Genomic DNA, 11,931 nt, shown 5'->3' with positions numbered 1-11,931 from the left:
CCGCCGGCGACGCCGGGGATTCCGCCCCCGCCGGCACCTCCGATCCTGCCGACTCCTCCGCCCCCGCCGATTCCGGCACCGACGCCCCCGCCTTCACCACCGTGGAAGAGGGCAAGCTCCACATGTCCACCAACGCCGCCTTCCCTCCCTATGAGATGACCACCGACGCCGGCGGCTTCGAGGGCATCGACGTGGAAGTGGCCCAGGCCATCGCCGAGAAGCTGGGCCTGGAGCTGGTGGTGGACGACATGGGCTTTGACGCGGCCCTGACCGCCGTCCAGACCGGACAGAGCGACATCGCCATGGCGGGCATCACCGTCACCGAGGACCGCCAGCAGGTTATGGACTTCTCCGACAGCTACGCCACCGGCATCCAGGTGGTCATCGTCAAGGAGGACTCCCCCATCGCCACCCTGGACGACCTGTCCAACGCCCAGATGATCGGCTGCCAGAAGGCCACCACCGGCTATATTTACTGCTCCGACACCCCGGAAAACGGCGGCTATGGCGAAGATCATGTCACCGCCTATGAGACCGGTGCCCTGGCCGTCATGGCCCTGGTGAACGGCCAGGTGGACGCGGTGGTCATCGACAACGAGCCCGCCAAGAGCTTTGTGGCCTCCAATGACGGCCTGAAAATCCTGGACACCGAGTTTGCCGTGGAGGACTACGCCATCGGCTTTGCCAAGGGAAACACCGCCCTGCTGGAGGCTGTCAACGCCGCCATGGCNGAGNTGAAAGNCGACNGTACCNTCCAGGGCANCGTGGATAAGTATATCACCGCCGAATAAACGCGNCGAGAAGGGNGGCCTNCCNGNCCGCCCTTTTTCCCGCGCAACGAGAAAGGAGCCCCGCCATGAAACCTTCGCTCGCGCAGCGGTTCGTCACGGCCTTCTTGGAAGGCGGCCGCTGGAAGCTTTACCTCCAGGGACTGGGAACCACCCTGGAGCTGACCGTTGTGGCCCTGATTTTCGGCGTACTGCTGGGATTGGTGGTGGCGGTGGTCCGCTCCGCCCACGACCAGCAGCGCATCGGCCGGAAGAATCCCGTGCTGGGCATTTTAAACGTCCTCTGCCAGATTTATACCACNGTCATCCGGGGCACGCCCATGCTGGTGCAGCTTTTCATCTGGACCTTTGTCATTTTCCCCACCCAGCGCAACAAGATTCTGGTGGCCTTCATTGGCCTGGGAGTCAACTCCGGAGCCTATGTGGCGGAAATCATCCGGGGCGGGCTGATGAGCGTGGACGCGGGCCAGTCCGAGGCGGGCCGCTCCCTGGGCCTTGGGTACTTTGACACCATGCGCTTCATCGTCATTCCCCAAGCCTTCAAGAACATCCTGCCGTCTCTTGGCAACGAGTTTATCACCTTGTTCAAGGACACCTCCCTGGCCCAGGCCATCGGCGGCATGGAAATGCTGTACTACGCCAGCACCATCGGCGGGCGGACCTTTGACTATATGCCGCCCCTGCTGGGCATCGCCGCCATGTACTTAGCCATTGTCATCATCTTCACCTGGCTCCAGGGGAAACTGGAAAGGAGGCTGCGGGAAAGTGATCGACGTTAAGAACCTCTCCAAGTCCTTCGGGGACCACCTGGTGCTGGACGGCATTTCCCAGCACATCTACCCCGGCGAGAAAGTGGTTGTGATCGGGCCCTCCGGCTCCGGCAAGTCCACCTTCCTGCGGTGCTTGAACCTGCTGGAAACGCCCAGCGCGGGAACCATCTCCTTCCAGGGCACCGTCATTACGGACCCCAAGGTGAAGATCGACCAGGTGCNCCAGCAGATGGGCNTGGTGTTCCAGCACTTCAACCTGTTTCCCAACATGACCATTCGGAAGAACATCACCCTGGCCCCGGTGCGGACGGGATTGATGAAGCAGGAGGAGGCCGACGAGCTGGCGGGAAGCCTTTTGCAGCGGGTGGATTTGACGGACAAGGCCGACGCCTATCCCAGCCAGCTCTCCGGCGGGCNGAAGCAGCGGGTGGCCATCGTCCGGGCCCTGGCCATGAAGCCCCAGCTNATGCTGTTCGACGAGCCCACCTCCGCCCTGGACCCGGAGATGGTGGGCGAGGTGCTGGACGTGATGAAGGAGCTGGCCCGGGACGGCATGACCATGGTGGTGGTGACCCACGAGATGGGCTTTGCCCGGGAGGTGGGCAGCCGGGTGCTGTTCATGGCCGGCGGGAAGGTGCTGGAGGAAGCGCCTCCGGCGGAGCTCTTTGGGAATCCCAAGCATCCCAGATTGAAGGATTTTCTCAGCAAGGTGCTGTAAACGGAAAACGAAAGCCCTCCGGCCCATTTGCCGGAGGGCTTGTCTCTTATTTCGTTCCGAAAATCCGGTCTCCCGCGTCCCCCAGGCCAGGGACAATGTAGCCGCTCTCGTTCAGCTTTTCATCCACCGCGCCGCAGTAGATGTCCACGTCCGGGTGGCTCTTCTGAATGCGGGCGATGCCCTCCGGCGCNGCCAGGAGGACCATCAGCTTGATGGTGGTGCAGCCGTATTCCTTCATGAAGCCGATGGCCGCCTCGGCGCTGCCGCCGGTAGCAAGCATGGGGTCCACGATGAGCACCTCCCGCTCCGCCACGTCCTTGGGCATCTTGCAGAAGTACTTCACCGGCTCCAGGGTCTCCTCGTTCCGGTAGAGGCCGATGTGGCCCACCCGGGCGGAGGGCACCATGCGCAAAACGCCGTCCACCAGCCCCAGGCCCGCCCGGAGGATGGGCACCACGGCGAACTTTTTCCCCTTGAGCATGGGGGCGGTGGTCTTGCAGATGGGGGTTTCCACCTCGCAGGTGGTCAGGGGCAGATCCCGGGTGGCCTCGTAGGTAATCAGCATGCCAATCTCGGAAACCAGCTCCCGGAAGTCCTTGACGCTGGTGTTCTTGTCCCGGAGAATCGTCAGCTTGTGGGCAACCAGGGGGTGGTCCATGACGTGTACTTTTCCGTTCATAAAAACGCTCCTTCTATTTGAAATTTCCAAAAGCCAAGCATATTCAGCCGCCCTGTTTCTCCCGCCGCAGCCTCTCGGCCTGGGGAGGCCGCAGGTACACCGGAGCCAGCTCCTGGGCCGTCACCAGTCCGCCCGCCCGGGCGATATCCTCCGCCTCCAGGGCAACGCTCACGGCGTTTTCCTTCACCAGATGGGCCGGGGCCAGGCGGCAGGGCACCCCCGCCGCCGTCAAANAGTCATAGGTCATCCGCCCTCCGTCCCCCAGGACGGTCTTGGGCCTGGGGTCGCTTCGCAGCTCCTCCGCCAGCTNCGCCAGGGCGATGGCCCGGTCCTCCGTCAACCGGGTGAGGCGTCCGTTCTTTGCCTCGAAGAGGGCGTTGTAGACCTGCTGCCGCCGGGCGTCCATGGCGCAGACGATGAGCCNGTCCAAANACGCCNCATTCCTGGCCAGNGCCGCCAGNGTGGACACCGCCGCGCAGGGCGTTTCCGCCGCCCAGGCCAGTCCCTTGGCGGCGGAAACGCCGATGCGGACGCCGGTAAAGGACCCCGGCCCCGCCGAGACGGCAATAACGTCCAGGTCCGCCGCCGTCATATCCGTATTGCGCAGCAGCAGCTCCACCAGGGGCATGAGGGTCCGGCTGTGGGTCAGCCCTGTGTCCTGATAGGCGGAGGCCAGCACCTTCCCCTCCTCGGTGACGGCGGCGGAGACGGCCTTGGCAGCGGTCTCCAGAGCCAAAATTCTCATACCGGCCCCACTCCTTCCATGGTAATGACCCGCCAGTTTTCCTCTTCCGGGCAGCGGGCAAAGGAGACGGTTACCGCGTCCTCCGGCAGGGCCTCCTCCACCCGTTCGCTCCACTCCACGGCGCACACGCCCCCCCGGTCCAGGTAATCCTCCCAGCCGATGTCAAAGAGGTCCCCCGCGTCCTCCAGGCGGTACATGTCGAAGTGGAACAGGGGCAGCCCCCCGCCCTCGTATTCGTTGACAATGGTAAAGGTGGGGCTGGTCACCCGGCCCTCATAGCCCAGCCCCCGGGCAAGGCCACGGGTGAAGGCCGTCTTTCCCATCCCCAGATCTCCCCGGTAGGCCACCACGGCCCCGGGGGCCAGGACGNCGGCCAGGCGGCGGCCCAGGNCCTCGGTCTCCGCCTCGCTGTGGGAAACGTAGTCCACAGGCGGGCCTCCTTTCTTGTAAGGTCGATTCAGTATACCACAAATTAAATAAAGTGTAAAAAGTAATTTTCCGGCGTTTACAGGTTTTTTCATGTATGGTAGCATATGTTGTTGTAGTACAAGACCGGATTTCAAGGAGCGTATCATGCTGAACCGATTGAAAGACACCCTGGCAGACTTCATCCAGCAGGCCGANCTGNTGNTGCTGGGCCTTTGNAGCACCGCCACTTTGTACGGTNTCGTCNTGGTATTCAGCGCCACCCGGTATCTGGACCCCTCCAAGGGACTGCGGCGGATGGTCACCCAGTGNGCNGCCCTGGGCCTGGGGGTCNGCGTTTATATTTTTTTCTCCATGCTGGACCTGGAATCCATCACCCGGAAGTGGAAATGGATTTTGGCTTTCAACGTGGGCTTCATCCTCCTGCTGCGGACGCCCTTCGGCGTAGCGGGGGGCACCGGCAACCGGGCCTGGCTGAAATTCCCCGGCATCCCCTTCCAGATCGGCCCGGCGGAGGTGGTGAAGATCACCTTCGTCCTGCTGCTTGCCAAACAGATCGAATGGCTCTGGCAGGAGAAAGAGGACGTGAAATCCTTCTCCTCCGNCTTCGCTGTGGCCGCCCACACCCTCGGCCTCTGCGGGCTGTACTTCGTGGTTTCCCACGACATGGGCAACGGCCTGGTGTTTGTGTTCATTTTTTTGTGCATGGCCTTTGTGGCGGGCTTTGCCCTGCGGTGGTTTTTGCTGCTCTTCTCCGGAGTCGGCGGGGTCATCGCCGCCGTGCTGCTGCTGGANCTGGTGCCGNAGGACATGAAATACATGCTGAACCGCTTTATCGTCCTTNNCGACCACAGCTTNGATCCNCAGGGAGTGGGCNGGNAGNAGANCCGGAGCTNNCTGGCCATCGGCTCCGGCGGGCTCTGGGGCCAGGGCTATCTGAACGGCAGCCAGACCCAGAGCGGCAGCACCTCCCTTCCCGCCAAGCAGACGGACCTGATTTTCTCCGTGGCGGGGGAGGAGCTGGGCCTCTTCGGCTGCCTTGCCATCATGCTGCTGCTGCTGGCCATCATCCTCCGCATCCTGCTGGTGGCCCGGAAAGCCCGGACCCCCTTCTACCGCTATGTCTGCGTGGGCATGGCCTCCATCCTGATTTTCCAGACCGTCATCAACATCGGCATGTGCCTTTTCGTCATGCCCACCATNGGCATTACGCTGCCCTTTTTCAGCTATGGAGGGTCCTCCGTCCTGACGCTGTATATGGCCATGGGGGTGGTGTCGGGAATCAAGAAGCGCTCGCCGGAGATGCGCCGGGTGGCAAGGTCGCCTTTGCGCTAGCGGAAGACTTCATCAACGGGAAGGAAGGGTGTGTGCGGGGAACCCAGGAGGGGTTCCCCGTACCATTTAAATTCAATTTTTCGCATAATTTCAAAGAATGGGAAAACACTACTCCCGTACCAATTCATACAGGAGGATGATTTTCCTATGAAGCACCAACTGACACGAGCCGCCGCCCTGCTGGCATTGACGGCGGTGNTGCNGACCGGCNGNGCCTNGGGGCTGTTNGGCAAGAAGGCCGAAGAGGCACCCCCGGAGGNTGCGCCCCAGGTCTGGGACCTGGNAANCCGGACCTACCGGGGCATCCCCGGCCAGGGCCAGTTCCTGGCCTCGNACNCGNNGGGGGNCGAGANNACCTTCGCTCTNGCGNACGAGCCCCGGAAGGGCGTGGCCGTCATTGAGGGAGACGGCTTCACCTACACCCCGGACGAGGGCGCCACCGGCACCGACCGCTTCACCTACACCGCCACGGACAGCCAGGGCCACGTCTCGGCCCCCGCCAAAGTTACGGTGACCATCGACAAAACCCGCTCCGGCGTGAATTATGCCGACACCAAGGACAGCCCCGCCGCCCGGGCCGCCCAAACCCTGGCGGAAAAGGGCGTCTTTACCGGCGGGAAGATTGGGGATTCCTACTACTTCCAGCCGGACCAGCCGGTAAGCCGCAGCGAATTTCTCGCCATGGCCCTGGAGACGGCGGGCCGGAAGGTCACCGGCGTCACCATGACGGGCTTTTGTGACGACCCCGTCATTCCCACCTGGGCCAAAGCCTACGCCGCCGCCGGGGCAGCGGACGGCATCATCCGGGGCAGCTCCACCGCCGAGGGCGTAGCCTTCNGGGGGGACGAGANCGTCACCTTCAACGNGGCTGCCACCATCCTGGACCNGGTGCTGGATCTGGGGGACGTGGACCTGGACGTGTGGTATGCGGACCGGAGCGCGGCCCCCTCCTGGGCGGCCCAGGCCGTGGGGAACATGGAGGCCGTCAGCGTCCTCTCCGCCGGGAGCTTTGGAAGCCAGTCCATGGAACAGGCGGTGACCCGGGCCGNCGCGGCCCAGATGCTGGAAGCCGCCGGTATCCTGCTGGAGGGCGGAGAGGAATCCCGCGGTTTTTTCAGCTGGCTGGCCTAAGCCTCCGGCAAAGGCAGGCTCCTCTTGATCATAAAAACCGGCGCGGCCTAAGNCGCGCCGGNTTCCNNTTNCCCGGGCCNNCCNCCGTCNAGCGCCCTTTCCGCCGCTCCTCAGCAGCGTCTCATAGGCCAGCACCATCAGGGCCCATAGGGCCAGCAGATAAACGGGGAACAGGGACGCCGTGATGTGATTGGCAATCAGGCCGAACAGGGGCGGCATCAAGCAGGTGCCCGCGTAGGCGCTGGCCATCTGAACGCCANTAACGGCCTGGGATTTCTCCGCGCCGAAATGGTCCGGCGTGGAGTGGATGATGCAGGGGTAAATGGGGGCGCAGCCCAGGCCGATGAAAATCAGTCCCGCCAGGGCGGCGCGTTCCCCCAGGGGCAGCAAAAGGGCGGCGNTTCCGGCCGCGATAATCCCCTGCCCCAGCCGGATCATCCGGCTGTCGCTCAGCTTCATGGTCAAAAAGCCGCTTAGGGCCCGGCCAACCGTAATGCCGGCGAAAAACAGGCTGGCGTAGCCCGCCGCCGTCTCTGCCCGAACGCCNTTTTGCAAAACCAGATAGCTGCTGGCCCACAGCCCGGCGGTCTGCTCTATGGCGCAGTAGCAGAAAAACGCCGCCATAACGGCTTTCGCGCCGGGGATTCGGAGGATTTGCCCCAGGGTCATTGCCGGTCCCGGGTCCGCTTCCGTTCCGCCGCCCGCCGGAGTCCTCCACAGGGGGAGGCTCAGCAGCAAAAACAAGGTCAGCACGATTTGCAGCAAGGCGATATAGCGGTAACCCAGATTCCAGCCCCCTCCGCCGGTCAGGGCGTACCCCATGACATACGGCCCCAGAGAGGCCCCGACGCCCCACATGCAGTGGAGCCAGCTCATATGGCGGCTGGCAAAGTGCAGGGCCACGTAGTTGTTCAGCGCCGCGTCCACGCTCCCCGCCCCCAGGCCGTAGGGAACCGCCCAAAGGCAGAGCTGGAGAAAAGACCGGCTGGCGGAAAAGCCGAAAAGCGCCGCCGCCGTCATGCCCACGCTGACGGCCGTCACCTTCCCGGCCCCCAGNCNNNGGGTGAGCCGGTCGCTTTGCAGGCTGGATATAATCGTCCCAACCGCGATAATCATGGACACGGCCCCCGCGCAGNAGACNGGAACGCCGAATTGGCCGTACATAGACGGCCAGGCCGATCCCAGCAGCGCNTCGGNCAGGCCCAGGCTGATAAAAGATATATAGATAACTGCCAGAAGTAAGTGAAGCANTCCGCGTTCCTCCTTGGTTTCCGGTACGATAATACCACAGAATCCCCGGATGTGTCAGAGAAAAGTCCATAGGTTCCCGCCGCATGCCCTATGGTTGACGCCCGGCAGCCGCATCCGCCGGGGCAAAAGCGCGCTTACCCTTGCGCCGCTGGGAAGCGGCCCGCTNTCCCCACTCCGGGAGACAAACGAAAAGAGAGGCCTGCGCCTCTCTTTTGTTTGCTTACAGCTTTTCTTTGATCTTGGCGGCCTTGCCCACGCGGCCCCGCAGGTAATACAGCTTGGCCCGGCGGACGGAACCATTGCGGACGACCTGGATGTTGTCGATGGAGGGGGAGTGGATGGGGAACACCTTCTCCACGCCTACGCCATAGGAGATACGGCGGACGGTGATGGTCTCCTCGATGCCGCCGTGCTTCTTGGCGATGACGGTGCCCTCGAAGACCTGGATACGCTCCCGGGAGCCTTCCTTGACCTTCACATGGACACGGACGGTGTCGCCGATCTGCACCTTGGGCGTCTCCTTACCCAGCGCCTCTTTGTTCAGTTCCTTGATGAGATCCATGGATATTTCCTCCTGTTTAATAGGCGTTCTTGCCCGCTTTTCTGCGCGTTTCTCCGCGCGCGGCAGAGGACCGCCCTTTGTAGCCTGAATAGGATATCACAGTCTCTTAGAAATTGCAAGCACTTTTTCGCAAGATCCCCTAAAATCTGCCTTACCCCAAATCCCGGTGGTCCAGGGCCGCCAGGCCGAAGCGCACCGCCTGGGTGACGGCCTCCCGCTCCGACGCGTCCCCGGCGGCGTCCCACCTGGTCCGGAGCTCCCGGAGAAACAGGCCCCGGAGGGAGTCCTCCCCCGCCCGGGCCCAGACGTCCGCCGCCACCCGGGTGCGGTCCCGGACCTCCAGGGCGTAAAAATTCCCGGCCAGGGCCGTCTCCAGCGCCTTCGCGTCCGCGCCGCCCTCCCCGGTCTCGCCGGTGAGGAGGATGCGGTAAAGATCATTGGCCGTGTCTTCCGGCAGCGCGGCCTCCACGGCGGAGCGGGGAGAGCGGCCCGTCACGTCCGCCTCCAAAACCTCATACCGCCGCCGGGCGAAGGGCACGAAGGTCAAGGAGACCGTCCTCCCGCCGTCGGTTACCCCCTCGTAAAAGCCCTTTTCCCCCAGCTCGTCAAAGCCCCGGCCCTCGATGCAGCCGGGCCAGGCGCAGAGCGTGCCGCCGTACCGCTTCGGCTCCCCCCGCTTATGGATGTGCCCCAGGGCCAGATAGGAAAGGCCGGAGGCGGCAATCTCCTCCCTCCGAATCGGGTTGTAGCGCGCCTCCGCCGGGTCGATTTCGCCGTGGNGAACGCCCAGGTGGACCCTCCCGTCCTCCGGCGCGGAAAAGCCCGCCAGGAGGCCGCTTCCCTGCTCCGCGGAGGTGAACGCCGCCCCGTGGACGGCGGCGCCCAGCTCCGGCAGGTCCACGGAGGTCATGGCATTCTCCCGGAAAATGTGGACGTTCTCGGGCCAGTCCACTGTGACCCAGGGGCTTCCTGGGCCGCACCAGTCATGATTCCCCGGCGCGGCGAAGACCTGGGCGTTCATCCGCCCCAGGGCCTCCGCCAGAGCTTCGCCGGTCTCCCGGTAAGGGGCGGCGCTGTCAAAGAGGTCTCCCGCCAGCAGCACCAGCTGCACGCCGTGGGCGTTCACATAGTCCGCCAGCCGGAAGGCCAGCTCCCGGCTCTCCCGCCGCCGCTCCGCCGCCCGCCCGGGAGGAAGGGCGGCAAAGGCGCTGTCCAGATGGAAGTCCGCCGCGTGGATGAATTTCAGCATATCAGCCCTCCGTCTGCCACGCCTTGCAGACGTCAACCCACCCGGCAAAGTTAGAGGAATATTTCTCCAGCTCGCCGCAGGTCAGCTCGATGGCGCTGTTGTCGCTGCCCGCGGCGGGAAAGACCGTCTCAAACCGCTTCAGCGACACGTCAAGGTAGACCTTCACGTCCTCCGGCAGAGCGAAGGAGCACACGCCTCCCACGTCGTGTCCGATGAGGCTGTGGGCCTCCTCATGGGTGAGCATTTTCGCCTTGGTGTGGAACCGGGCCTTGTATTTGCTGTTGTCGATTTTGGCGTCTCCAGCCACCACGATGATGACGGGCTTGTCCTCCACCTTAAAGCTCAGGCTCTTGGCAATCCGCGCGCCCTCCACGCCCACGGCCACCGCCGCCAGCTCCACCGTGGCGGAGGAAACCTCAAACTCCCGGATGCGGTCCTCAATGCCGAAGCGCTTGAAATAGGCTCTTACTTTCTCGATAGACATGTGTGAAACGACCTCTCTTTTGTTATCTAATATCAATCCGCTCCACGGAGGCGCACAGGCCCGTGGCGCTGTCCAGGGTGAAGAGGGCCCCCTGCATCTTGCAGGGCCCCTCCGGGTTCCTGTNCCGCCCGGGCAGTCCTCCCAAAAAGCCCTCCACCGACTGCTGGGGCTCGATGCCCAGGACGGATTCCACAGGCCCCGTCATCCCCAGGTCCGTGATATAGCCGGTGCCCTTGGGATAGACCCGCTCGTCGGCGGTGGGGACATGGGTGTGGGTGCCCCAGAGGGCGGANGCCCGCCCGTCCAGATAGTACCCCAGGGCCAGCTTCTCGCTGGTGGCCTCGGCGTGGAAGTCTATCAGGGTGAAATCCGCCTCTCCCCGCTCCAGCAGGCGGTCCGCCAGGGTGAAGGGGTTGTCCGCCCCCCANGCCAGGCCGCAGCGGCCGATGAGGTTCACCACCCGGATGCGCACGCTCCCCAGGTCGAAGATTTCACAGCCGTGGCCCGGCGNCCGGCCGGAGTAATTGGCGGGCCGGAGAAGCCAGGACGCGCCGTCCAGCAGATTCCCAATCTGGGCCTTGCCGAAAGCGTGGTTGCCCAGAGTCACCGCGTCGGCGCCGGCGTCCCGGATGCGCTCCGCCTGGTCCCGGGTCAGCCCCACGCCGGAGGCGTTCTCCCCGTTCACCACGGTGAACGAGACGTCCTTTAATTTTTGCNGGGGCCGCAGCACCTTTTCCAGGTGCCGGAGTCCCGGCTCCCCCACTACATCGCCCACGGCGAGAATGTGATACAGCATAAACGTCCTCCAATCCAAGGACTATAGTATAGCAAAGATTCGGGGCTTTGCAAAGGGAAAAACGGCGGCCTGCCGGAATTTTTCCGGCAGGCCGCTTTTGCTTACCGCTGGTTCTGCTCCGCCAGCAGCTTGGTCAGCTCCTCCATGAAGCTGTCGATATCCTTAAACTGCCGGTAGACCGAGGCAAAGCGGACATAGGCCACCTGGTCGATGTTCCGCAGGTTCTCCATAACCCGCTCGCCGATGACCTCCGTGCTGATCTCCCGCTCCATGGCGTTTTGAAGCTCCNGCTCGATCTCCGCGGCCACCTTNTCCAGCCGGGCCAGGGGTACGGGCCGCTTCTCACAGGCCCGGATCATGCCGCCCAGGACCTTTCCCCGGTCAAAGCTCTGGCGGCTGCCGTCCTTTTTCACCACCACCACCGGGAGGCTTTCCACCGTCTCGTAGGTCGTGAAGCGCCGGGAGCAGGAAAGGCACTCTCTCCGCCGGCGGATGCTGTTGTTTTCATCGGCCGGCCGGGAGTCGATGACCTTGCTCTCATTAAAGCCGCAATAGGGACATTTCATAAAGGACCTCCTGATTCTCCGCCGGGCTTCCGGCGGCCCGCGTCCGTACCTACGGGCACCTTCGGTACTTCCCGGGGCGGTTTCGGAGGCATCCCGGGAACGTTCGGGTGTATTATATCACGGAAATTTCAAAATTGATAGAATTTTGTCAAATCTTTTTCGAAAATTTTTCCTATTTCTGGAAAGCTTCTCCAGGAAGCGGCGCGCTTAAAAAACGGGCCGGTCCTGTCTGTCGAAGGCGAAGACGATATACGCCCCCCCGCCGATGCTCCTCAGGCGGGCAAAGCAGAACAGGGTGGTCAGGGGGAAGGGCTTTGCCGGGTCATAGGGCAGGGCCAGATACCGGGTTTCGCCCGATAGCCGGACCTTTGCGCCCTGGGCGCCCTTCAGCCTCTGGCGGAGCCAGGGGGCCCGAAAGAGCTGCTCTGGGG

Annotated in this window: 13 protein-coding genes and 2 pseudogenes; 5 read left to right on the top strand and 10 right to left on the bottom strand. The window is 63.6% G+C overall.

Features of this window, described 5'->3' with window-relative positions:
- The 3 genes from JX325_RS07770 to JX325_RS07760 all read left to right on the top strand — a co-directional run.
- Nucleotides 1-791 (top strand): transporter substrate-binding domain-containing protein (locus JX325_RS07770; protein ID WP_243413985.1); only part of this gene is annotated, 791 nt, incomplete at its 5' end.
- Between the two features lie 65 nt (nucleotides 792-856).
- Nucleotides 857-1,567: an amino acid ABC transporter permease gene (locus tag JX325_RS07765; RefSeq protein ID WP_204790591.1), complete on the top strand. Its 711-nt coding sequence runs from the start codon at nucleotides 857-859 to the stop codon at nucleotides 1,565-1,567.
- Nucleotides 1,554-2,276, top strand: coding sequence for an amino acid ABC transporter ATP-binding protein (locus tag JX325_RS07760; protein ID WP_204790590.1), 723 nt, complete (start codon nucleotides 1,554-1,556; stop codon nucleotides 2,274-2,276). Before JX325_RS07765 ends, JX325_RS07760 begins: the two co-directional genes overlap by 14 nt.
- Nucleotides 2,277-2,322: 46 nt before the next feature.
- On the opposite strand, the gene upp is transcribed toward JX325_RS07760, so the two are convergent.
- From upp to tsaE, 3 genes are all read right to left on the bottom strand, one after another.
- Nucleotides 2,323-2,955 carry a uracil phosphoribosyltransferase gene (upp, locus tag JX325_RS07755; RefSeq protein WP_204790589.1) on the bottom strand — a complete coding sequence of 211 codons (633 nt, stop codon included), beginning with the start codon at nucleotides 2,953-2,955 and terminating at the stop codon, nucleotides 2,323-2,325.
- Nucleotides 2,956-2,998: 43 nt separating this feature from the next.
- Complete coding sequence (gene tsaB, locus JX325_RS07750; protein ID WP_204790588.1) at nucleotides 2,999-3,700, bottom strand: tRNA (adenosine(37)-N6)-threonylcarbamoyltransferase complex dimerization subunit type 1 TsaB; 702 nt, start codon at nucleotides 3,698-3,700, stop codon at nucleotides 2,999-3,001.
- A complete protein-coding gene (tsaE, locus tag JX325_RS07745) occupies nucleotides 3,697-4,128 on the bottom strand; it encodes a tRNA (adenosine(37)-N6)-threonylcarbamoyltransferase complex ATPase subunit type 1 TsaE (RefSeq protein WP_204790587.1) in 432 nt (143 codons plus the stop codon). The genes tsaB and tsaE overlap by 4 nt, the downstream gene beginning before the upstream one ends.
- 145 nt (nucleotides 4,129-4,273) lie before the next feature.
- Here tsaE and JX325_RS07740 point away from each other — a divergent pair.
- Both JX325_RS07740 and JX325_RS07735 read left to right on the top strand, forming a co-directional pair.
- Nucleotides 4,274-5,461 (top strand): annotated as a pseudogene (locus JX325_RS07740) (FtsW/RodA/SpoVE family cell cycle protein).
- 147 nt (nucleotides 5,462-5,608) lie between these two features.
- Nucleotides 5,609-6,592: an Ig-like domain-containing protein gene (locus JX325_RS07735; protein WP_204790586.1), complete on the top strand. Its 984-nt coding sequence runs from the start codon at nucleotides 5,609-5,611 to the stop codon at nucleotides 6,590-6,592.
- Between the two features lie 108 nt (nucleotides 6,593-6,700).
- Here JX325_RS07735 and JX325_RS07730 read toward each other — a convergent pair.
- The 7 genes and pseudogenes from JX325_RS07730 to JX325_RS07700 form a co-directional block, all read right to left on the bottom strand.
- Nucleotides 6,701-7,843 (bottom strand): annotated as a pseudogene (locus JX325_RS07730) (sugar MFS transporter); the annotation flags it as partial.
- A gap of 220 nt (nucleotides 7,844-8,063) precedes the next feature.
- The gene (gene rplS, locus JX325_RS07725; RefSeq protein WP_204790585.1) at nucleotides 8,064-8,405 is read right to left on the bottom strand and encodes a 50S ribosomal protein L19; all 342 of its coding nucleotides are present in this window, start codon (nucleotides 8,403-8,405) and stop codon (nucleotides 8,064-8,066) included.
- 151 nt (nucleotides 8,406-8,556) lie between these two features.
- Complete coding sequence (locus JX325_RS07720) at nucleotides 8,557-9,654, bottom strand: DNA repair exonuclease (RefSeq protein WP_204790584.1); 1,098 nt, start codon at nucleotides 9,652-9,654, stop codon at nucleotides 8,557-8,559.
- A gap of 1 nt (nucleotide 9,655) precedes the next feature.
- On the bottom strand, nucleotides 9,656-10,138 hold the full coding sequence (locus JX325_RS07715; RefSeq protein ID WP_204790583.1) for a YbaK/EbsC family protein: 483 nt from the start codon (nucleotides 10,136-10,138) through the stop codon (nucleotides 9,656-9,658).
- Nucleotides 10,139-10,160: 22 nt separating this feature from the next.
- The gene (locus JX325_RS07710; RefSeq protein WP_204790582.1) at nucleotides 10,161-10,934 is read right to left on the bottom strand and encodes a TIGR00282 family metallophosphoesterase; all 774 of its coding nucleotides are present in this window, start codon (nucleotides 10,932-10,934) and stop codon (nucleotides 10,161-10,163) included.
- A gap of 101 nt (nucleotides 10,935-11,035) precedes the next feature.
- On the bottom strand, nucleotides 11,036-11,500 hold the full coding sequence (gene nrdR / locus JX325_RS07705; RefSeq protein WP_204790581.1) for a transcriptional regulator NrdR: 465 nt from the start codon (nucleotides 11,498-11,500) through the stop codon (nucleotides 11,036-11,038).
- A gap of 207 nt (nucleotides 11,501-11,707) precedes the next feature.
- On the bottom strand, nucleotides 11,708-11,931 hold a 224-nt coding region (locus tag JX325_RS07700), incomplete at its 5' end, for a hypothetical protein (RefSeq protein ID WP_204790580.1).

Source organism: Oscillibacter sp. CU971, from assembly GCF_905219725.1.
Classification (GTDB): Bacteria; Bacillota; Clostridia; order Oscillospirales; family Oscillospiraceae; genus Oscillibacter.
Note: the sequence above shows the minus strand (reverse complement) of the source record. Positions and strands in the feature narration are given on the sequence as shown.